Annotated in this window: 21 protein-coding genes and 1 riboswitch; of the genes, 10 read left to right on the top strand and 11 right to left on the bottom strand. The window is 60.9% G+C overall.

Going from position 1 to position 21,809, the window contains the following annotated elements; all coding sequences use genetic code 11:
- Positions 1-6 precede the first annotated feature (6 nt).
- From mraY to mraZ, 7 genes are read right to left on the bottom strand one after another with little or no spacing between them, the layout of a single operon-like run.
- Positions 7-1,089, bottom strand: coding sequence for a phospho-N-acetylmuramoyl-pentapeptide-transferase (mraY, locus tag BR41_RS09725; protein ID WP_444541688.1), 1,083 nt, complete (start codon positions 1,087-1,089; stop codon positions 7-9).
- Between the two features lie 4 nt (positions 1,090-1,093).
- On the bottom strand, positions 1,094-2,467 hold the full coding sequence (locus BR41_RS09730) for a UDP-N-acetylmuramoyl-tripeptide--D-alanyl-D-alanine ligase (protein WP_245615847.1): 1,374 nt from the start codon (positions 2,465-2,467) through the stop codon (positions 1,094-1,096).
- Positions 2,464-3,945, bottom strand: coding sequence for a UDP-N-acetylmuramoyl-L-alanyl-D-glutamate--2,6-diaminopimelate ligase (locus BR41_RS09735; protein WP_035055750.1), 1,482 nt, complete (start codon positions 3,943-3,945; stop codon positions 2,464-2,466). Before BR41_RS09735 ends, BR41_RS09730 begins: the two co-directional genes overlap by 4 nt.
- Entirely contained in the window at positions 3,946-5,823 is a 1,878-nt protein-coding gene (locus BR41_RS09740) for a peptidoglycan D,D-transpeptidase FtsI family protein (protein ID WP_156970636.1), read from the bottom strand.
- 2 nt (positions 5,824-5,825) lie between these two features.
- Positions 5,826-6,125 carry a cell division protein FtsL gene (ftsL, locus tag BR41_RS09745; RefSeq protein WP_035055752.1) on the bottom strand — a complete coding sequence of 100 codons (300 nt, stop codon included), beginning with the start codon at positions 6,123-6,125 and terminating at the stop codon, positions 5,826-5,828.
- On the bottom strand, positions 6,122-7,051 hold the full coding sequence (gene rsmH, locus BR41_RS09750) for a 16S rRNA (cytosine(1402)-N(4))-methyltransferase RsmH (protein ID WP_035055754.1): 930 nt from the start codon (positions 7,049-7,051) through the stop codon (positions 6,122-6,124). Before rsmH ends, ftsL begins: the two co-directional genes overlap by 4 nt.
- Positions 7,048-7,479 (bottom strand): division/cell wall cluster transcriptional repressor MraZ, encoded by a 432-nt coding sequence (gene mraZ / locus BR41_RS09755; RefSeq protein WP_035055756.1) that lies wholly within the window; start codon positions 7,477-7,479, stop codon positions 7,048-7,050. Before mraZ ends, rsmH begins: the two co-directional genes overlap by 4 nt.
- Positions 7,480-7,768: 289 nt before the next feature.
- Between mraZ and BR41_RS24140 the strand changes: the two genes are divergently transcribed.
- The gene (locus tag BR41_RS24140) at positions 7,769-7,936 is read left to right on the top strand and encodes a protein MIGRI (protein WP_156970637.1); all 168 of its coding nucleotides are present in this window, start codon (positions 7,769-7,771) and stop codon (positions 7,934-7,936) included.
- A gap of 80 nt (positions 7,937-8,016) precedes the next feature.
- Entirely contained in the window at positions 8,017-8,964 is a 948-nt protein-coding gene (msrP, locus tag BR41_RS09760; RefSeq protein ID WP_051710610.1) for a protein-methionine-sulfoxide reductase catalytic subunit MsrP, read from the top strand.
- 96 nt (positions 8,965-9,060) lie between these two features.
- On the opposite strand, the gene ahcY is transcribed toward msrP, so the two are convergent.
- Together ahcY and paeA are read right to left on the bottom strand one after the other, a co-directional pair.
- Positions 9,061-10,461: an adenosylhomocysteinase gene (gene ahcY / locus BR41_RS09765; RefSeq protein ID WP_245615848.1), complete on the bottom strand. Its 1,401-nt coding sequence runs from the start codon at positions 10,459-10,461 to the stop codon at positions 9,061-9,063.
- 71 nt (positions 10,462-10,532) lie between these two features.
- Positions 10,533-10,608: riboswitch (S-adenosyl-L-homocysteine riboswitch) on the bottom strand.
- A gap of 136 nt (positions 10,609-10,744) precedes the next feature.
- Positions 10,745-12,052 (bottom strand): polyamine export protein PaeA, encoded by a 1,308-nt coding sequence (paeA, locus tag BR41_RS09770; RefSeq protein WP_035055760.1) that lies wholly within the window; start codon positions 12,050-12,052, stop codon positions 10,745-10,747.
- Positions 12,053-12,241: 189 nt separating this feature from the next.
- Between paeA and BR41_RS09775 the strand changes: the two genes are divergently transcribed.
- A complete protein-coding gene (locus BR41_RS09775; RefSeq protein ID WP_051710612.1) occupies positions 12,242-12,871 on the top strand; it encodes a lipid-binding SYLF domain-containing protein in 630 nt (209 codons plus the stop codon).
- A gap of 57 nt (positions 12,872-12,928) precedes the next feature.
- Here the strand turns inward: BR41_RS09775 and BR41_RS09780 are convergent, their stop codons facing one another.
- Together BR41_RS09780 and BR41_RS09785 are read right to left on the bottom strand one after the other, a co-directional pair.
- Complete coding sequence (locus tag BR41_RS09780; RefSeq protein WP_035055762.1) at positions 12,929-14,524, bottom strand: NAD(P)-binding protein; 1,596 nt, start codon at positions 14,522-14,524, stop codon at positions 12,929-12,931.
- Between the two features lie 10 nt (positions 14,525-14,534).
- Positions 14,535-16,073 (bottom strand): polyamine aminopropyltransferase, encoded by a 1,539-nt coding sequence (locus BR41_RS09785; RefSeq protein ID WP_035055763.1) that lies wholly within the window; start codon positions 16,071-16,073, stop codon positions 14,535-14,537.
- 69 nt (positions 16,074-16,142) lie between these two features.
- Between BR41_RS09785 and BR41_RS09790 the strand changes: the two genes are divergently transcribed.
- The 7 genes from BR41_RS09790 to BR41_RS09815 all read left to right on the top strand — a co-directional run bounded on the left by BR41_RS09790 (position 16,143) and on the right by BR41_RS09815 (position 21,733).
- Positions 16,143-16,538 (top strand): DUF350 domain-containing protein, encoded by a 396-nt coding sequence (locus BR41_RS09790; RefSeq protein WP_035055765.1) that lies wholly within the window; start codon positions 16,143-16,145, stop codon positions 16,536-16,538.
- A 37-nt stretch (positions 16,539-16,575) separates the two neighbouring features.
- Complete coding sequence (locus BR41_RS09795) at positions 16,576-17,625, top strand: SPFH domain-containing protein (protein ID WP_035055767.1); 1,050 nt, start codon at positions 16,576-16,578, stop codon at positions 17,623-17,625.
- 81 nt (positions 17,626-17,706) lie between these two features.
- Positions 17,707-19,095: a DUF4178 domain-containing protein gene (locus tag BR41_RS09800; RefSeq protein WP_051710614.1), complete on the top strand. Its 1,389-nt coding sequence runs from the start codon at positions 17,707-17,709 to the stop codon at positions 19,093-19,095.
- A gap of 1 nt (position 19,096) precedes the next feature.
- On the top strand, positions 19,097-19,264 hold the full coding sequence (locus BR41_RS24625; protein ID WP_169741280.1) for a hypothetical protein: 168 nt from the start codon (positions 19,097-19,099) through the stop codon (positions 19,262-19,264).
- The gene (speD, locus tag BR41_RS09805) at positions 19,261-19,629 is read left to right on the top strand and encodes an adenosylmethionine decarboxylase (protein ID WP_035055769.1); all 369 of its coding nucleotides are present in this window, start codon (positions 19,261-19,263) and stop codon (positions 19,627-19,629) included. Before BR41_RS24625 ends, speD begins: the two co-directional genes overlap by 4 nt.
- A complete protein-coding gene (locus BR41_RS09810; RefSeq protein WP_051710616.1) occupies positions 19,619-20,113 on the top strand; it encodes a GNAT family N-acetyltransferase in 495 nt (164 codons plus the stop codon). Before speD ends, BR41_RS09810 begins: the two co-directional genes overlap by 11 nt.
- A 165-nt stretch (positions 20,114-20,278) precedes the next feature.
- Entirely contained in the window at positions 20,279-21,733 is a 1,455-nt protein-coding gene (locus BR41_RS09815) for a Bd3614 family nucleic acid deaminase (RefSeq protein WP_035055777.1), read from the top strand.
- The last annotated feature ends 76 nt before the right edge of the window (positions 21,734-21,809 follow it).

The raw sequence follows: 21,809 nt of genomic DNA on the forward strand, positions 1-21,809 counted from the left end.
GATTCCTCAGCGCAACTTCAACGTGGCAAGACCGAACAGCACCAGCAGCATGGTGATGATCCAGAACCGGACCACCACCTGCGTTTCCTTCCAGCCTTTCAGTTCGTAGTGGTGATGCAGCGGCGCCATGCGGAACACGCGCTTGCCGGTCATTTTGAAACTGGCGACCTGGATCATCACCGACAGCGCTTCGACCACGAACACGCCGCCCATGATGAACAGCACGATTTCCTGCCGGACCACCACGGCCACGATGCCAAGGCCCGCGCCGAGTGCCAGCGCGCCGACGTCGCCCATGAACACTTCGGCCGGATAGGCGTTGAACCAGAGGAATCCCAGCCCGGCCCCCGCCATTGCGGCGCAGAAGATCACCAGCTCACCTGCGCCCGGCACATGCGGTATGCCGAGGTAGGTGGCGAATTTCACGTTACCGGCCACATAGGCAAAGATGCAGAACGCGCCGGAGACCAGCACGGTCGGCATGATGGCGAGGCCATCCAGCCCGTCGGTGAGGTTGACGGCGTTGCTGGTGCCGACGATCACGAAATAGGTCAGCACGCAAAAGCCGATCGCCCCGAACGGATAAATGATTTCCTTGTAGAACGGGATGATGAAGCCGGTATGCGACGGCAACTGGCCGGCGTTCACCAGGAACAGGCCCGCGCCGATGGCGATGGCCGATTGCCAGAACATCTTGGCCTTGGCGGACAGGCCTTTCGGGTTCTTGAGCGCGACTTTCTTGTAGTCGTCGACGAAGCCGATGATGCCGGTCGCCATGGTGACGATCAGCACCAGCCACACGTACTTGTTGCGCAGGTCGCCCCACAGCAAGGTGGTCAGGCCGATCGACAGCAGGATCAGCGTGCCGCCCATGGTCGGCGTGCCGGCTTTGACGAGGTGTGTCTGCGGGCCATCGCTGCGTACGGCTTGGCCGACCTTGAGTTCGGTCAGCTTCTTGATCACCCACGGGCCGAGCACCCACGAGATGCCCAGCGCAGTCATCGTGGCGAGCACGGCGCGCAGGGTGATGTAGTTGAAGACGTTGAAGGCGCGGATCGTTTCGCCTAGCCATTGCGTCAGGAGCAGCAGCATGTCAGGCCTCTCCTTGTGGCTGGCCGGATGCCAAAGCCTCGACGACCCGTTCCATGCGCATGAAGCGGGAGCCTTTGACCAGCACGGTCGAATCGGCCGACAGGTTCGGGCGCAGTGCGGCGACCAGCGCCTCGACGCCGGCAAAGTGTTGGCCACGCGGCGGTTCGCCGTCGAAGGCTTCTGCGGCGAGCTTCATTTGCTCGCCCAGCGTGTACAGCGCGCCGACACCTTTTTCCTTGGCATAAACGCCGATTTCACGATGCAAGGCCGGACCATCGCTGCCGATCTCGCCGATGTCACCCAACACCAGCACGGTGTTGCCGCCGCAATTCACCAGCACGTCCACCGCGGCTTTCATCGAATCCGGATTGGCGTTGTAGGTGTCGTCGATCAGCGTTGCGCCGTTGAAGGCGGTCTTGGTCTGCAAACGGCCTTTCACGCCGGTATAACTTTCCAGCGCAGCGGCAATGTCGCGCACCTCAAAGCCAAGCGCATAGCCGATGGCCGCAGCGGCAGTCGCGTTGCTGACGTTGTGTTTGCCCGGCACGCCGAGGCGCGTGTGGACGCCGCCCAGCGGAGTGGTGAGCACAAAACGGGTATCGACGCCGCCCAATTCAATGGCATGGCCGGCCACTTCCGCCGTGCGCAGGCCAAAGGTGATTTGCTTGTAGCCGTTGGCGATCTGGCCCCACAGCGAAGCAAATTCGTCGTCGGCGTTGATGATGGCGACGCCACCCGGTTTGAGCCCGGCGAAAATTTCGCCCTTGGCGCGTGCCACGCCTTCGACCGAGCCGAGCGATTCCAGGTGGGCGCTGCCGGCGTTGTTGACCAGTGCCACATCCGGCCGGACGAGGCGGGTCAGATAGTCGATTTCGCCAAAATGATTCATGCCCAGCTCGACCACCGCGTAGCGATGCTCCGGGCGGATCGACAGCAGCGTCAGAGGGACGCCGATGTGGTTGTTCAGGTTGCCACGCGTGGCCACGACGGCATCGGCGCCAACCTGGGCGGCTAGCACGGTGGCGGTCATTTCTTTCACGGTGGTCTTGCCGTTGCTGCCGGTGATGGCGACGACGGTCAGGTCGGTCTGCTTGTTGCGCCAGTATTGGCCGAGCTGGCCGAGCGCGGCGAGGGTGTCGGTCACGATGATGCGCACGCCGGCACCGGTGCTTTCCGACAACACGGCGACTGCGCCCTGCGCCAAGGCTTGAGCGGCGAAGGCGTGGCCGTCGAAGTTCTCGCCGCGCAGGGCGACGAACAGGTCGCCGGGGCGGATGTCGCGGCTATCGGTGGTGACCCGTGAAAACGCGATGTCCCCGTTCCCGAGCAGTTGACCGGATACGGCAAGCGCGGCTTCACGCAGACTCAACATCATGCTTTTTTCCTTTGCAGCGCCTTTTGCGCTTGTTCGACGTCGTCAAAGTGGTGCCGGACGCCGGCAACTTCCTGATATTTCTCGTGGCCCTTACCGGCGATCAGCACCACGTCGTTCGGGCCGGCCAAGGCAATCGCATCGGCAATCGCGTCGCGGCGATCCGATTCGATGGTGTAGTTGTCGGTGCCGGTGCCCGGTACGCCACGCACACCCTTCACGATGTCGAGAATGATGTCGCGCGGGTTTTCCGAGCGCGGGTTGTCGCTGGTGATCACCACGGAATCGGCAAGCCGGCAGGCGATTTCGCCCATGATCGGGCGTTTGCCCGGATCACGGTCGCCGCCGCAGCCAAACACGCAGTAGAGCCGGGTGCCCTGCGGCATCGCCGCCTTGAGCGTCAGCAGCACTTTTTCCAGCGCATCGGGCGTGTGGGCGTAATCGACCACAACCACGGGTTTGCCTTCGCCGCCGATGCGCTGCATGCGCCCCGGTGCGGATTCGATCTGTTCCAGCGCTGCTACGGCTGCGGCCAGCGGCACATCCGCGGCGATCAGCGTGGCAAGGCAGGCGAGCAGGTTGTAGGCGTTGAACTGGCCGACCAGCTTGGAGCGGATCGTGATCTCGCCGAGCGGTGTGGCGACGTCGAGCTTGAGGCCGGCAAGGTCGTTGGCGATGCGCAGGGCGCGCACGTCGCCGCCGGTGATGCCGTAGCTCAGCACGCGTGGCGCAGTTGTTTTGCCGATGAGGGTCTGGCCGAAGGCATCGTCGGCGTTGATGACGGCGACTTGCAGGCCTTCCCAGTCGAACAGCTTGGCTTTTGCCGCGCCATAACTGTCCATGTCACCGTGATAGTCGAGATGATCACGGGTCAGGTTGGTGAAGATCGCGACATTGAATGTCGCGCCGTTGGCGCGATCCTGCGCCAAACCGTGCGATGACACTTCCATCGCAACATGGCTTGCGCCTTCATCGCGGAACTGTGCCAACCAGCCTTGCAAGGCCAGCGGGTCGAGCGTGGTGTGGGTCGATTCTTCCAGTGCGCCATAAAGGCCGTTACCCAGCGTACCCAAGACGCCGGCCTTGTGGCCGAGCTGGGTGAACGCCTGACCGAGCCAGTTGGCGATCGAGGTCTTGCCGTTGGTGCCCGTCACGCCAACGACAAACAGTGCCTGGGATGGATCGCCGAGCAGATGGCTGGCCACGATACCGGCCTGCGCGCGCAATTGCGGCACGGCGAGGTTGGGCACGGTCCAGACCGGATTCCACTTGAAGTCTTCGGCTTCCCAGATCACGGCGCTGGCACCGGCCACGATGGCGGCATCGATATAAGTGCGGCCATCGGCGTATTCGCCCTGGAAGGCCAGGAATACGTCGCCGGGCTGCACCTTGCGGCTGTCGCTGGTAAAACGACGACCGGCTGCCAACGCATCGATGGCAGCCAGATCAAGTTTGGGAAGGATCAAGCGCTTCGGCTTCATCTAGGTTTCTTCCTTCACGTCTTCGTCCTCAGTCGGGCCGGGCAAGAGGATGCTGGTGGTGGGGGCGTCGGGCGGTACACCCAACAAGCGCAGGCTACCGGCGACCACATTGGCGAATACTGGGGCGGACACCATGCCGCCGTAGTAGCTTTTCTCGACACTGGGTTCGTCGATCATCACGGCGATGATCAGACGGGGATCGGACACTGGCGCGAAGCCGACGAAGGAGGCGACGTATTTGCGTTCGCCATAGCCGCCGGCCGTTTGTTTGAGGGCGGTGCCGGTCTTGCCGGCGATGCGGTAGCCGACGACTTGCGCCCGGGTGGCAGTACCGCCGGGCTGAGTGACTTTTTCCAGCATGCCGCGCACTTCCTGGGCCAGTTCAGCCGGAATGATCTGTTTGCCCGGCAGCGGGGCGATCTGCTTGGTGAAGGTGATCGGGCGGAGTTGGCCGTCGGTGGCGAAGATCTGATACGCCTTGGCCATTTGCACCAGGCTGACCGAGATACCGTAGCCATAGCCGATGGTGGCTTGTTCGATCGGATACCAGGTCTTCCACGGGCGCAGGCGACCGTAGGCTTCGCCGGGGAAGCCGGTTTGCGGCTGCTGGCCGAAGCCCACCGAGTTGAGCATGGTCCACTGCACTTCACGCGGCATGGTCAGCGCGACCTTGGCCGCGCCGATGTTGCTCGACTTCACCAGAATGCCTTCCGGGGTCAGCGTGCCGTAGTTATGCGTGTCCTTGATCACATAGCCCGCCATCGGCAACTGACCGCCCGTGGTGAACGACGAGGTGTCCTTGATCGAGCCGGAGTTGAGCGCTGCCGAAATGGTGAACGGCTTCATGGTCGAGCCGGGTTCATACAGATCGGTGAGCGCACGGTTGCGCTTGCGGGCGGCGTCGATCTTGTTGCGGCTGTTCGGGTTGTAGGACGGGGCGTTGGCGAGCGCCAGCACTTCGCCGGTGCGCGCATCGAGCACGACGATGCCGCCGCCGGCTGCGTGGTAAGCCTCGACCTGCGCCTTGAGTTCGCGATAGGCCAGATACTGGATACGACTGTCGATTGACAGTGACAGCGTTTCGCCATCGCGCGGCGGCACGATGGTCGAGATGTCTTCGACGATGTAGCCACGGCGGTCGCGGATCACCGTGCGGCTGCCGGCCTTGCCTTCCAGCATGGCGTTCTTGGTCAGCTCGAAGCCTTCCTGGCCGCGCCCGTCGATGTCGGTGTAGCCGACGATATGGGCCATCACTTCGCCGGCCGGGTAATAGCGGCGGTATTCAGTCTGCGAATAGATGCCGGGGATGTTGAGCGCCATGACAGCCTTGGCGTCGTCAGGCGTCATCTGGCGCTTGAGCCAGACGAAATCGGGCAGCTTGGCATCCGGCTTGTCGGTCTTGCGGGTGTCGCCGAGCTTGCCGGCCAACTCGTCCGTGGGCATGCCGAGCGCCTTGGCGAGCTTGGCGATTTCAGCGCGTGATACCGGCACCGGGTCTTTCTCGTTGGCGGGTTCCCAGTCTTCCGGGCGGGTCTGATCACCGGTCAAGAGCTTGATGCCGCGCGGGCTGGCCCAGATCGATTGCACCGGGGTGGAGATGGCTAGTGGTTCGCCATTGCGGTCGGTGATCTTGCCGCGGTCAGCCTCCAGCCGGAGCGTGCGGGTGTAGCGCGCATCGCCCTGTTCTTGCAGGAAGCCTTCGTTATAGGTTTGCAGGTATAGGCCGCGCACCAGCAGCGCCCCGAACAGCGAGAGCAGACCGGCGATCAGCAGCCAGACGCGCCAGCGCTCCAGCTTGAGCTGCTGCACGTACCGTTGCCGGCCGCCTGGGGGGCTGGCCGGACGCGTCGTCGAGGGGGCTGTGGAAAAACGCTTCATCCTCATTCCGACGTCACGGTAGGTTTGGCCACGGCTTGCCCATGCGGCAGGATGGCTTGGGTGCGGTTGGCGCCCGGCAATTGCATGCCAAGCCGCTTGGTCGCCTCGGATTCGATGCGCGAATGCATCGCCCAGGTGCTTTGTTCGAGCTGCAGCTGACCCCATTCGACGTCGAGCTGCCGTGCCGATTGCGCTTCTTTCTGCAGCTCGCCATAGAGCTTGCGCGCCTTGTGCTGGCTGGTGACGACCGACAGTGCGCACAGCACGAGAATGCCCAGCAGCAGCAGATTGAGGCGCGTCATGCCGCAGCCCCAGTGCGTTCGGCCACACGCAGGATGGCGCTACGCGCGCGCGGGTTCGCCGCGACTTCGTCGCTGCTGGCGCGCACGGGCTTGCCAACCGGTTTGAGTGGTGGCTCCGGGATATCGGCTGCGCGCACCGGTAGCCGATCCGGCAGATCGTTCTTGCTGGCATCCTGAATGAAGCGCTTGACGATGCGATCTTCGAGCGAATGGAAGGCGATAACGCTTAGACGCCCGCCGGGTGCCAGCAGTTTCAGGGCTTGCGGCAGAATTACCGCGAGCTCCTCAAGCTCCCGATTGATGAAAATCCGTACAGCTTGGAAGGTACGCGTCGCCGGGTCCTGGCCCGGCTCACGGGTGCGGACGGCCGTTGCCACGACCGTGGCAAGTTCCCTTGTAGTGGTGAATGGCCGCTCGTCCCGACGCGCAACAATCGCTGCTGCAACCTGTTTAGCAAACCGTTCTTCGCCGTAGTCACGCACTACCTCCGCTATGTCTTTTTCTTCCGCCTGGTTGAGCCATTCGGCGGCAGTCATGCCGCGCGTGGTGTCCATGCGCATGTCGAGCGGGGCATCAAATCGGAAACTGAAGCCCCGGCTGGCATCGTCGAGCTGCGGCGATGAAACGCCGAGGTCCAGCAGCAGCCCGTCGATGTGTTGGATGCCAAGGCCGGCAAGGGCCGTGGCGAGTGTCTGGAACCCGTCGTGCACGATGGTGAAGCGCGGGTCGTCGATGCTTTCGGCCTCGGCAATCGCGGCCAGGTCCTTGTCGAACGACACCAGCCGGCCATTCGGGCCGAGCCTGGAGAGGATGAGACGCGAGTGACCGCCGCGGCCAAAGGTGCCGTCGACATATAAACCGTCGGGATTGATTGCCAGTGCGTCGACCGCCTCGTGGAGCAGGACGGTGCGATGTTCGAAGTTCACAGCACCACACCTTCCATCAATTGCTCGCGATCCTCATCGGTGATCGCCAGCACCGAGAGGTCTTTCTCGGTCCACTTGGTTTCGTCCCACAGCTCGAATTTGTTGCCGATGTCGACGAAGGCAATCGTCTTTTCCAAACCGGTGAGCTGGCGCAAGCGCTGCGGCACGAGAATGCGGCCGGCGGCGTCCATTTCCAGTTCTTCGGCATTACCGACCACGAAGCGGCGCAATTGGGTTTGCGCGCCAGAGAGTTGATTGAGCCGGTCGCGAACCGGCAGCCAGTCAGGCTCTGCATAGAGCAGCAGGCAACCGGCGGGGTCGATGGTGAGGACGAGGCGGCCGGCACTCTTTGCGGACAGCAGTTCGCGATGCTTGGCCGGAATCGCCAAACGCCCCTTGCTGTCCAGATTGAGAGTTGCCACGCCCATGCGTCAAACCACCTTTGTTCGGGAGAAATAATCCACTTTTACCCACTTTCCCCCACTGCACCCCACTATAGAGCAAATAAAAAACCGCCACAAGAGGCGGTTTTGGGAAAACTGTTTTGATACAATCACTTAGCTCGCAAATGCTTTCATTTGCCGCAAAAAAATAAATCTCAATGAAATGAGAGGGGAATCGTCAATACTTAAAGTAACACTTTAAGTGTGATGGCGATCACGCTGCCGATTCCCATCTCACTACCCCGCCGCATCTATTCAGACTGCCCAATTCCCCATGATTGCCAAATTATTGCGCTTGCTGCCGTGGCTTTTGCTGGGCTGGTTGTTATGGCGCGCGATTTCGTCGCAAACCCGTAGCAATATCGATTACGGCATCCGTGTGGCTGCAGTTGTACTGCTGACCAGTGCTGCCGGTGCACTGGCGTGGCATCTTTTACGTTAAGCGTTGTCATATCTCGTTCGTTGTTCCGACTACAACTGGTAAGAAGGCGCGCATCGCGCCTCACCCCGAGGAATGCCGCCATGCCCCGCTTCTCCCGTTTGTTCAATCCGCCTGCTCGTGACATCTTGCCGTCCGAGATCACGCCTGAATCCCTTTACCTCAATCGCCGGCAGCTGATGACAGCCGGTGCCGGGCTCGCCGCAGCCAGCCTGCTGCCAAGCGCGTTTGCGGCTGGCGATTTGGTGACCAAGCCCAGTCGTTACAACGTTGGCAATGAAGAGAAAAACACCTTCGAGCAAATCACCCATTACAACAATTACTACGAATTCGGCACTGATAAGGATGATCCGGCACGCAATGCCGGCACTTTGAAAACCCGGCCCTGGAACGTGGTGGTGGAGGGGGCTTGCGAGAAACCGAAAACATTCGATATCGATAGCCTGCTGAGACTCGCGCCACTGGAAGAGCGGCTATATCGCCTGCGCTGTGTCGAGGCGTGGTCGATGGTGGTGCCGTGGGTGGGGTTTCCGTTATCGGAATTGCTGAAGCAAGTGGTGCCGACCTCGAAAGCCAAATACGTTGAATTCACCTCGCTGGCCGATAAAAAGCAGATGCCTGGCGTGACGATGCCGGTTCTGGATTGGCCGTATACCGAAGGTCTGCGGATTGATGAGGCGATGAATCCATTGGCGATTCTCGCCGTCGGCCTTTATGGCAAGGTGCTGCCGAATCAGAATGGCGCGCCGATCCGCTTGATCGTGCCATGGAAGTATGGTTTCAAGAGCGCCAAATCGATTGTGAAAATCCGTTTGCTGGAAAACCAGCCGGCTACGGCCTGGAATAAAGCGGCGCCACAGGAATACGGCTTCTATTCCAATGTGAACCCGGAAGTGGATCATCCGCGCTGGAGTCAGGCCAGTGAGCGGCGCATCGGCGAATTCCTGCGTCGCAAGACATTGATGTTCAATGGCTATGCGAATGAAGTGGCCGGGCTCTATAAGGGCATGGATTTGCGCAAGTTCTATTGATGCCACGGTTGCGTAGGACGGGTTGAGCGTAGGCAATAAAAAACCGGACATCGAGTCCGGTTTTTTATTGCCCGTCGCTAATGTCAGGTAGCGATCTTAGTAACGATAGTGCGCCGGCTTGTACGGGCCTTCCTTCGGCACGCCGATATAGGCCGCTTGCTCGTCCGACAGCACGGTGAGCTTGGCGCCGAGCTTTTGCAGGTGCAGGCGGGCGACCATTTCGTCCAGATGTTTCGGCAGCACATACACGCCGACCGGGTATTGTGCGGTCTTGGTGAACAGCTCGATCTGCGCCAGCACCTGATTGGCGAACGAATTGGACATCACGAAGCTTGGGTGGCCCGTGCCGCAGCCCAGGTTCACCAGACGGCCTTCGGCCAGCAGGATGATGCGCTTACCGTCAGGGAACACGATGTGATCCACCTGCGGCTTGATGTTGTCCCACTCGTACTGGCGCAGGCTGGCGACTTCGATTTCAGAGTCGAAGTGGCCGATGTTGCAAACGATGGCGTTGTGCTTCATCGCCTTCATGTGCGCGTGGGTGATCACGCCGACATTGCCGGTGGTGGTGACGAAGATATCGGCTTGGCCGGCGACGTCATCGATGGTCACGACGCGATAGCCTTCCATCGCCGCTTGCAGCGCGCAGATCGGGTCGATTTCGGTGACCCACACCGTCGCGCCCAGACCACGCAGCGATTGCGCGCAGCCCTTGCCCACGTCGCCATAGCCGAGCACGACAGCGACCTTGCCGGCGATCATCACGTCGGTAGCGCGCTTGATGCCATCGACCAGCGATTCGCGGCAGCCGTACAGATTGTCGAACTTGGATTTGGTGACCGAATCGTTGACGTTGATGGCCGGGAAGGCGAGCTTGCCTTGCTCGTGCATCTGGTACAGGCGATGCACGCCAGTGGTGGTTTCCTCGGTGACGCCGATGATCTTCGAGAGGCGGGTCGAGTACCACGTTGCATCTTTGGCGATCTGCGCCTTGATGGCGGCATAGAGCACGGTTTCTTCTTCGTTGGTCGGGTTGCCGACCAGCGAGATGTCCTTCTCGGCGCGGGCACCCAGATGCAGCAGCAGCGTAGCGTCGCCGCCGTCATCCAGAATCATGTTGGCGTATTCGCCATTCGGCCATTCGAAGATCTGGTGCGTGAACTGCCAGTATTCCTCTAGCGATTCGCCTTTGAAGGCGAAGACCGGAATGTTTGCGGCGGCAATGGCGGCGGCGGCGTGATCCTGAGTCGAGAAGATATTGCACGATGCCCAGCGTACTTCAGCACCGAGCGCCTTCAACGCTTCGATCAGCACACCGGTCTGGATGGTCATATGCAGCGAACCGGCGATGCGCGCGCCTTTCAGCGGCTGCTTGGCACCAAATGCGTCGCGCACGCTCATCAGGCCCGGCATTTCGGTTTCGGCAATGTTCAGTTCCTTGCGGCCCCAGGCGGCAAGGGAGAGATCGGCAACTTTGAAGTCTTTGAATTCAGCCACAGCAGGATTCCTTTGCATGTGGCCGGGAGGGACGCGGCTCATCTAGCGCCCCGTGCCCCGGCACGGGTTGACTAAGATGAGCGCCGTTGAAACTGATCCGAGCCTGGGGCCATGTAGAAACGGGGCCTCGCAGCGCTCCTCGGAAACCGAAGATTATAAGAGTTATAGAGCTGCCAACAAAGCCCAGCGTAGCGGTGCTGGCAAGACGTGCGAGCGCAGACAGTACAAGTCGTACGGCAAGCGAGCACAACGAAGTCAGCAGGGGTTTGTTGGTGGCTTTGAGTCAGCTGCTGATCGGCAGGCGAGTGACCAGTACCTGATCGATCTTGTGGTGGTCGATATCGACCACTTCGAAACGGTAGCCGTCCCAGTCGATGGCCTCAGCCTTCTTTGGCAGGCGCTTGAGTTGCATCATCAGAAAGCCGGCCACCGTTTCGAAGTTTTCTTCCTGTGGTAATTCATCCAGCTCCAGTGCGCGTTTCAGGTCTTCGATGGGTGTTACGCCGTCCACCAGCCAGGAGTTGGCATCGCGCCGCACGATTTGTTCGTCGTCACTCGGGGCAATCAAGCCACCCATCAATTGGCTGGTGACGTCGTTGAGCGTGATCACGCCGACCGCTAACGCGTATTCATTGATGATCAGCGCGAAATCTTCGCGGGCTTCCTTGAAGCGGTCCAGCAATTCGGACAATGACAGCGTATCCGGCACCACCAGCAGGTTCTTCACCGCGATGCGGCGCAGGTCGGCCAGCAGGTCTTTCGAGGGGGCCAGTACGATCAGTTGCAGCAAGTCCTTGGCGTCGACATAGGCAAACGCGCTGTCGATGCCGGTTTCGCACAGCAGGTATTTCGAATGCGGATGGGCGGTGATGGTGTTGTGGACGGCGGTTTCCGATGCGGCCAGCGAGAAATACGCGACCTGCTCACGCTGGGTCATCGCCGAGGTAACGGATCGATCGCCAAGCTCGAACAGGTTTTCGATCACGTGGTGATCTTTGCGCTGCACCGTGCCCGCCTCGGCGCCGGCATCCATCAGCGCGATGATTTCGTCGGAGGTCACCGTATCGGCGCGCCTGGTCGGCAGGCCGAACAGACGGAAAAACAGGTTGGCGACGCCATCGAACAGCCAGACCAGCGGGCGCAGCATGCGGGTGCAGATCAGCATCGGCCCGACAATCTTCACCGCCACCCGTTCCGCTTGCAGCATGCCGATCCGCTTCGGGATCAAGTCGGCGAACTGGATGAAGAATGCCGTGGTGATCAGAAAGGCGGCCAGAAAACCGAGCTGGCCGGCCAATTCACCATTCGCACCCATCGCCGTGAAAGTGCTGGTCATCGCGGGGGTGAAGGTGCTCTCGCCGACGATACCGCCAAGAATCGCGACCGCGTTGACGGCTACCTGCACCACGGTAAAGAAATCGCCGGGTTTTTCCTGCAATGCGATCACGCGCAGCGCATCGGCGTCGCCCTCGTCGGCAAGCATCTGCAATTTGAATTTGCGGGCGGCAGCGAGCGAGATTTCCGACACCGAGAAAAACGCGCTCACGATGATCAGTAGCAAGAGAACGAACAGGCCGGTCGATAGATTCATGGCAAAACACCCAGTCGGGACGTGATTTCATTATCGGTGATCGGCCGCGTGGCTGGCATGCATCGTGCCAGTTCTCTGCCATTTTTGCCGTTATCGGGCGTCAATTTGACATGCCCTTTCGATATTCCATGGCCCTAGAGTGGGTTCTATCGGGCAATCACCCGGTACATCCAAAGAGAGGTACATCCCATGTTGATCAAAAATACGTTGATTGCTGCTGCTTGCAGTATGTCGTTCGCACTGTCCCTCCCTGCATTTGCCGAGAACGCAACCGGTGAGGGCCAAGCCACCTCACCTACCACGGAGCAAGGGCCGCAGAAGTCGCCGGCCGAGCGCCGTACCAACATTCGTAACATGGCTCAGCAGACGCTGGAAGAGATTCACAAGAAGTATCCGGAGTCGGAGCAGTCGATTGAAAAAGCCGCTGGCTATGCCGTCTTCAACACCGGTAGCGTGCAGTTCATCTTTGCTGGCGCGGGCGGTGGCGATGGTGTCGCCGTCAGCAAGGGCAAGGAAACCTTCATGGGCGTGGCGCAGGTCAAGGGTGGCCTGGGCCTGGGCGTGAAGAATTCGCGCCTGGTGCTGGTGTTCACCAGCCAGAAGGCTTTCCACAAGTTCGTGACGTCCGGCTGGGCGTTCAGCGGCGATGCCACCGCTGCCGCCAAGGTTGAAGGCAAGGGCGTGGGTTTGTCTGGCGCTTCACTGATTGCGCCGGATGTGTACGCCTACCAGATCACCGAAAGCGGTCTGACTGCCGAGGTGACGGTGGCCGGCACCAAGTACTTTGTCGACAAGCAGCTGAATGCCGGCAAGTCTTGATCTGATCTGTTGATGATTAGTCAGGCACGATGAGAAAGGGCGCTTAGGCGCCCTTTCTCATGCCTGCAGAATGCGTCGCGCTGCTTGGTCACCCCACCAGGCCGCTTCTTCAAAAATCGAAAACCCCGAGAGGTCGCTGTGGGCAAACAGGATGGGGCCATCTGCTTGTTGCAATGCCCGCAGCCCGGCATTGCTGCGAAAGCCCGGCGTGGGCGATGCCATCGCGTGGCCGCGCAAGGTGATTTCGACCCGGCTGGCGTTATGCCATAGCTTCCAGCCATAGACGGTAGCGAGATCACCCGTGGCCAGCGCGTACAGGTCATCGTCACTGGCGGAGGCAAGCCAACGCCGACCCGCTTCGGGCGTGCTATCGGCGAGCGCGTGGTAGGCACTGAACACTGTTGTTTCAGGGCGGGCGGCGCGGATCAACTGGTGGGTTGCCACCACATAGCCCAGGCTCTTGCTGCCGTACACCACGTTATCCCACGACAGCGGTGCGCCTTGCGCTTCGGTCGGGAAATGATCGAACAGAAAATTGGCGACCAGCCAAGGTGCGTGCGGCGGCATGTGCTTGCCGGCATCAAAGCCATATTGCGGCAGCGCTTTGACCACGTGGCTGGCGACATGCAGCGGCATGGCGCAGATGGCTTTGCGCGCGTGGATCAGCACGGTGCGTTGTTGCTCCGGCTGCCAGACCAGTGCTTCGACTTTTCCGTTGCGCTCAGTCACACGGGCTGCCATGCCGGCCAACATGCGCTTGGGGCCAACCTTGGCGGCAAGATGGCGGGTGACGGGCGACAAGCCATCCGGCCAGGTCAGCACCGCCTCATCGGCCGCGTTGGCGGCCTGCCCGATCCGGCTGGCGAAATAGTGCAAACCGGCCCACGCTGACGCACGGGCGGAGGTCGTGCCGAAATCGTCGCGGCAGGCGTAATCGAGATACCAGCGCAGGCGCGGCGCGGTGTAGCCGTTGCGATCCAGCCAGGCATCGAAGGTGAGCAGATCGAGCGCCAGCCACGCGGGGTCTTGCGACGACAAGGCGCTGGGAATTTCGAACACGCGCCGGCCATCGTTGCCGCGTTGTTGTTTCAGCTGATCGACGTAGGCGAAGAAACGCCGATGTTGTGCTTCTTCTTCCGTGTTGGCACCGGGCGGGACCAGTCCCTCGTGCCATTGGCCGTCGAAGTAAAGTCGTTCCTCCGGCGAATGCACCAGCACACGCTCGTCGTAATACGGGCGAGCTTGATCCGTACCGGATTCAATCACGCCCATCTCGGCCAGTATCTCCCGCACGTAGCCCAGACTCGGCCCCGGTAGCGGCAGGTAATGCGCGCCACGCGGATAGGCCACCCCGCCCAGTTGCCCGCCAGTGGCGTTGCCACCCAACTCAGGCCCGGCGACCAGCATGAAGTCGTTGAACCCCTCACGAGCCAGCCGCCAACCCGCAGTCAGCCCCGCTACGCCGCTACCAAGGATGACGGTGTCGATACTGATTTCCGCCGACGGTGCAGGCAGAACAGGGTGATCGCGGAGCGCATGCCCCTCGGCCATGCCCGGTGCGTAGCGGTTGACTGCCACACCGGGGCGGAAGGTGCAGGCCGCCAGCGAGGCGGCAGAGAGAGTGAGAAAGCCGCGACGGCTGAGTTCGCTCATCGACGCCCGCTCACCGGATCACGTTATGCCAGTCGGCTTCGAAGTAATGCACCAGCGATTGGGTATTGAGCCGGTTCGGCTCGACCTGGCGGCGCTGCATATCCGGCGGAAACAGGAACATCAGTTGCGTGCTGGTGGCATCGAGAAACTGCATCTTCAACGCGTACTGTTCAGGCGGCCGGTAGTGATCATGTTTGGCCGCCAGGATGAAGCCCCACTCACCGAATGACGGCACATAGGCGTGATACGGCCAGGTGTGGAAGCCGGCTTCATGCAGGGTCACATCCACGCACCAATAGCTGTTGGGCGCGAAGTAGGGCGAGGTCGATTGCACCACGGCCAGACCGTTCTCGCTCAGGTGCCGCGCCACCAGCCGATACATCGGCACCGAGTAAAGCTTGCCCAGCGCGAAATTGGTTGGATCGGGGAAGTCGATGATGATGGCGTCGAAGACCTCGCTATTGCTCTCCAGCCATTGCGCCGCATCGGCATTGATCACCGTGGCGCGTGGATTCTTCAGCGAGCCTTGATTGAGCGCCACCAGCGGGGCGGCGGAGGAAAACAGCTTGGTCATCGCCGGGTCGAGATCGACCAGCGTCACGTGTTCGATATTCGGATAGCGCAGGATTTCGCGCAGCGCCAAGCCGTCGCCACCGCCAAGCACCAGTACCCGTTTGGCCCACGGCATGGCGGCCAATACCGGATGCACCAGCGCCTCGTGATAACGGTGTTCATCGCGGCTGGAAAACTGCAGATTGCCGTTCAGATACAGGCGCATGTCATCGTGCCATTTGGTGACGACGATGCGCTGGTAGGGCGTGGTTTCGGCGTGGATGGTGTCATCGCCAAACAAGCCCTTCTCGGCCAGCGTGGTCATTCGATCGGAGAAGGCAAAAGCCACGACCAGCACCAACAGCACAACGGCCGCGCGGGTGAGCTTGCCGGCCATGCCGATGACTTCATGGCGGAACGACCAACAGGTCCACAGCGCCACGGCGGCGTTCAGGGCACCGAACAACAGGCCGGTGCGTGCCAGACCCAGATGCGGCGCGAGCACCAAGGGGAACAGCAAGGACACGGCCAGCGCCCCCAGGTAGTCGAAGGTGAGCACCCGGCTGACCAGTTCCTTGAATTCAGCCTGCCGCGTATTCAGCACCCGCATCACCAGCGGAATCTCCATCCCGACCAATACGCCGATCACGAACACCAGCGCATACATCACGCTGCGGAACGGCGTAGCAGCCCAGGCGAAGACCAGAAACAGCAGCGTTGCCGATAGTCCGCCAATCAGGCCGACCAGCAGTTCGATCTCCACAAATGCCGTCAGCGCCCGCTCTTCTTTCACATACTTGGAAAAATGCGAACCGACGCCCATCGCGAACAGGTAGCAGCCGATGATGGTGGAGAACTGCAGTACCGAATCGCCCAGCAGATAGCTGGTCAGCGCCCCGGCGATCAACTCGTAGGCCAGCCCGCACGAGGCGACGACGAAGACGGAAAGGATGAGGATGCGGTTCAAGGGTGGTCCCAAGTTATATGTCTGCAGCATTTTGGATGCTGCCGGGAAAACTGACTATCATTGGCGGGATTTTCTTTGAATCCTCGCAAGGAAGACGGAATGCTACAGCTCGATTCGCTCTACAACTACCTGATCTATCTGTTGACTATTTTTGCCTTGCTGGGGGTGTTCTCCGCCATCTACCTGTGGGTGACGCCGTTCGATGAAATGGCGCTGATCAGGCAAGGGCGCGCTGCAGCGGCCTTGTCGTTTGGTGGGGCGATGCTTGGCTTCACCTTGACCCTGGCTGCGGCGGCCATGTACCACGCGGCTTATTTGCCCTTCCTTGCATGGTCCGGCACAGCGATGGTGGTGCAGCTGCTGGCCTACGTGGTGCTCTCCCGCGTGATTCCCGATCTGAATCAGTCACTTGAAAACAATAATGTGGCGATGGGTGCGTTTGTCGGCACCGTGGCGCTGGTGGTGGGTATCGCCAATGCGGCCTGCCTGTCTTAAGTATTCAATTTCCCGTATTTGCATCCAGGAGCACGTCATGAGTTTCGGTTCATTCATCAAGAAGCAGTTTATCGACATCCTGCAATGGAACGAGGATGAGGACGGCGTACTGGCATGGCGCTTTCCGATGCAGGATATGGAAATCCAGAACGGCGGCAGCCTGACCGTGCGCGAGTCGCAAATGGCCGTGTTCGTCAACGAGGGCAAGATCGCCGATGTGTTCGGCCCCGGCATCTACAAACTCACCACCCAGACGCTGCCAGTGCTCACTTACCTGAAAAACTGGGACAAGCTGTTCGAATCGCCCTTCAAGAGTGACGTGTACTTCTTCAGTACGCGCACCCAGTTGGGCCGCAAATGGGGTACGCCGCAGCCGATCACCATTCGCGATGCGGATTTCGGCATGGTGCGGATGCGCGCCTTCGGTATCTACTCCTACAAGCTCACCGACCCGAAGCTGTTCTTTACCGAAATCAGCGGTACGCGCGATACCTACACCCGCGACGATCTGGAAACGCAGCTGCGCAACCTCGTCGTCTCGTCGATGACCAGCGCGCTTGGCGCAAGCGGCGTGCCCTTTATCGATATGGCCGCCAATCAAGGCCTGATGGGGCAGAAGATTTCTGAGGCATTGCTGCCCACCTTCACCAAATACGGCCTCGCGCTCGATAACTTCGCGGTCGAGAACGTCTCGCTGCCGGAAGAGCTGCAAAAAACGCTCGATACCCGGATCAGCATGGGCATGGTTGGCGACATGCAGAAATACACCCAATACCAGACTGCCCAAGCCATTCCCTTGGCGGCACAAAACGAAGGTGGCTTGGCCGGCATCGGCGCGGGCCTGGGTGTTGGCGTTGGCGTCGGACAGGCGATGGCGGATGCGATGCGCACGTCGCTCAATCCCGGCGCGGCCCCGGCTCAGCCCGCAGCGGCGCAGCCTGCCCAGGCCGCGCCTGTTGCGGCTGCTGCCGATCCGCTGCAGGCCAAACTGGCGCAGCTCAAGGGCTTGCTGGATCAAGGGCTGATTGCGCAGGCCGATTACGATGCGGCCAAGGCGGAAGTCATCAAGAAACTCATCGGCGGTTAACGAGCGGATAGGGCGAGCATGTATCGAACTGCCTGCCCCTCGTGCGGGGGCGAAGTCATCTTCAGATCAGCGGCCTCGGTCATGGCCGTGTGTGAGTACTGTCGCAGCACCTTGCTGCGCGATGCCGATACGGTGCGCGATCAGGGCAAGATGAGCGCGGTGCTGGAGGATTACAGCCGCATTCGCATCGGCACGGCCGGGAACTGGAAAGGCAAGGCGTTCTCGGTCGTCGGCCGCATTCAGCTGCGTTACGACGCCGGCCTGTGGAACGAGTGGTATGTGCTGTTCGACGACAACACGGCTGCGTGGCTGGCGGATGCGTCTGGCCAGTATTTGATGACGACCGACCTGGGCCCGGCTGCCGATGCGCCCGTCTTTGAAAATCTGCGCCCCGAGCAACGTTATACGCACGATGGCAAATCCTTCGCCTTCAGTGATGTCCGCACCGCCCGCTGTACCGGCGGCGAAGGTGAGCTGCCGTTCAAGGTGGGCGAAGGCTGGGAAGCGAAAGTGGCTGATGCCCGTGCTGGCTCATCCTTCCTCACCCTCGATTATTCGGATGGCCCGGCGCACCTCTATGTGGGCGAGGCGGTCACGCTGGAAGGGCTGGCCTGCCAGCTCTTGCGCGAGCCGGAACAGATCGCCGAAACCGCCGGCCGCTTGCCCGGCCGCCCGAATGTGCTGGATTGTCCGAGCTGCGGCAGTCCGCTGACCTATGCGGCAGGGATGGCGACGCAGCTGGTCTGCCCGGCCTGCCATGCCGAGGTCGATTGCACGGGTGACAAGGCAGAGGTGCTCAAGAAGCACACTGAACTGAGCCACGTCGTCACCACGCTGTCGCCAGGCGACGAAGCCAAGATCGATGGTATCAAGTGGTCGATTCTCGGCGTAATGCAGTGTGCCGAGCGCGACGATGAAAGCTCGCAATGGACCGAATACCTGCTCTACAACACCAATCGCGGTTTCCAGTGGCTGGTGGAAAGCAGCGAAGGCTGGGAGCGGGTGATGGTGCTGGACGACTGGCCGGAGCGCTTCACCGCCGAGTCCGCCACGTTCAAGGGCAAGGAATTCCACAATCTGTACAACTACGCGGCCGTGGTGCGTTATGCAGCCGGGGCGTTCAATTGGCGCGCATCGGTGGGCGACGTGACCTGGATCGCGGATTACAAAGGCGCGGATGGCAAGCTGACCAAAGAGGCGACGCCCAATGAAATCGGCTGGTCCCGCTCGATGCCGGTGCCGGCGCAGCAGGTGGGGCAGTGGTTCGGCAAAAAAGAGAAGTTGCCCGAAGCGGCATCGCAGGCCGATGAGGGCAGCCTGCTCTGGCCGGCCGTGATCGCCATCATCGTCATGGTGTTGTTCAATCTGCCGATGCTGATCAAGTCCGATGACAGTGAAGGCATCTGGATTGTCATGTTTATCGCTGGCGGGCTGCTGTGGTGGCCGGCCAGCAGGAAAAAGAAGGATTGACGTGTCCCGCTTCGTCTACTTGATCTACGCGCTGGTTGTCACAACCGTTGCCACCGGCGTCGACCTGGCACAAGTCCGCTCCAGTAGCGGCAGCAGTGCGCGCGGTTGGGGCAGCTCGGGTTACCACAGTGGTGGCAGTGGCTGGGCCGGTGGGGGCGCCCACAAATGAGTCTCGGCGCAGGAGAGGCGATCGGCCGGCATGTATTGCTGGATATCTACGGCATCGCCGCCGCACGGCTATCCGACGGGCAGATGCTGGAGCAAAGCTTGCGCACCGCCGCTGATGCCGCTGGTGCAACTGTGTTGTTCGCGCACTTTCATGGGTTTGGCGAAGGCTTGGGCGTAACGGGTGTGCTGCTGTTGGCGGAGTCCCACATCAGCATCCACACCTGGCCGGAACATGGTTTTGCAGCGGTCGATATTTTCATGTGCGGGCAAACGCAGCCGGAAACGGCGGCCACTGCCATTGTCGAGTGCCTGGGGGCGGAGCGCGTCACCCAGCGGCCCCTGCAGAGAGGTGGCGATGCTTACTGAATCACCGCGCGAATTGCCGAGCGATCTCGCGTTTTTGCCGGCGACGCAGGCTGACTTGCCGGCGATCCTTGCTCTGCAGCGCATTGCGTATCAAGACGAGGCCGAGCTTTACAACGATTGGTGCTTGCCGCCATTGCAACAATCGCTGGCCGAGCTGCAAAGCGAGTGGCACTACAGCGTGATGATCAAGGCGGTGACAGTCGGCCAGATCGTCGGCTCAGTCCGGGCGACTTGTGTGGACGGCGTGTGCCGCATCGGCCGCCTGATTGTCGATCCCGCCTATCGTCGGCGCGGCATTGGTGAGCAGTTGCTGGCGCATGTGGAAGCGTGTTTCAGCGATGCCGCGAGCTTCGCGCTGTTCACCGGCCACCTGAGCGTGGACAACATCCGGCGCTACCAGCGTGCCGGTTACGCCATCGCGCGTCACGAGCCGGTTTCGCCGGCAGTGACGCTGGTGCATCTGGAAAAAACGGCTGGCGTTTGAGAAGCAAGCCGTATCGCATTACCCCTTTCCACTCGTCCCGCCGGGCTATCTGTTGATTGCCGCGATTTGAACTTGGGGTGCGCTGCATTCGCGGGCTGGATTGCTGACGCCGCTCATTGAGCTTGCATGCCGGTTAAACAATTAAAAAGTTAGAAAAGGCTTGGCATGAATCTGGATCACTACCTCCTGGCGCTAACACTGCGCATGAAAAAAGCGCAGGGCGGCAAGGACGCCGCCATTGTCATGAAGAACGGCCGCTGCGTTGCGATTGGCATTGCCAGCGCCAAGGCGTATGAAACGGCGATCGTCAACGTGATGCACAACGTGGACACCCGCGGCTGCAATGTCTACGCCAGCTACGATCCGACCGAAATGTGCCTGGGATTGTGCTGGCAGCGGAATGTGAACCGCATCGTGTATGTGGAAGGGTTCGCCCCCAAGACGGTCTGCCCGGATGACGACAACATCCATTCGCCGATCGATCTGGTCACCGACGGCAACTACGCCATTCCGTACCGGATCGACCTGCCGGGCTGGCAGGCGAAGAAGGTCTTGCTGGATACCTTTCCCACCGATAATACAAAGCTGGACACCTGGATCGACTTATACAACTCGTCCAAGGTCACCCTGACCCATTCGGCGCAGAACGTCTACAACGACCTCGATGGCTGCGGGTACGTCTATACCTCCCGCGTCAGCGATGTGAATGAAAAGAGCATGCTGGGACGCATCGCAGATAGCTTGCCGGTGCAGGACGGCGCCTGCGTGACCGAGCAAAGCAAGAAAGACTACCTGTGGATGAAGATCGCCTACGCGCTGGCGGGGGCGGCGCTGCCGGATACGCGCGTGGGCCTCACGACGGGGCATAACGTGGCGGCCGTCATGGTGAGCAGCACGGACACCATTCTGGGCTGGGGGGTCAATATGAATCGCTTGAATGGCTGTTTTCATGCCGAGACGAGCATGATATTGGCGTATCTGGCCAAGAATAACGTCACCGCCTTGCCGGCCGGCGTGCGGGTCTATTCAACGTTGGCACCGTGTCATATGTGTGCGGGGCTGATCACCACCTTGGGGACGGATGTGCCGGTGGTGGTGGGGCATATCGATCCGCGTATTCAGGACAGCGCGTTGGATCTCAAGCGCAATGGCTCCATTCAGCGGCTGACCGCCATGATGCCGATCGTGCAAAAGCCGATTGTCGAAATCCCGGAGCTGCGCGCTTACGCGGAGAGCGTACGAAAGGGCTTGCCGACGCCAAAGAGTTTTCCCTCGCTGGCCAAGACGCCCTATCCCCATCCCGGCGGTCGCGGCGTCAAGCCGGATTCATTGACCAGGCCATTCGAATTTGCCAACTGGATGAACAGAAAGGGGGCGGATTTGGGGCGCACCCCGACCACCGGGGACTGGCTGGATGCCCACCACAAGGAAGACCGGGTCAACAACGGGGTGACCACGTTTTTGCGCAAGAACACCGCACCGACCGTGCTGTTCAAATACAGCCTGAACAGCCTGAAAGAGCTGCTCGATTCCTTGGTGGCCGATCCGGGTGAAACCGTGATCCTCAAGCGCGGCATTGCCCTGATCGAGAAAATCAGGTCAAAGGGGTTGATCCGCTGAGGGCGGGGCCCGCCCGAGAGGCAGTTACGCACTTGAATGTTTGATTTACCGAGACCCGATTCGAGCCCCCGATTTC

The sequence above is a fragment of the Andreprevotia chitinilytica DSM 18519 genome (assembly GCF_000711875.1).
GTDB classification, from domain to species: Bacteria; Pseudomonadota; Gammaproteobacteria; order Burkholderiales; family Chitinibacteraceae; genus Andreprevotia; species Andreprevotia chitinilytica.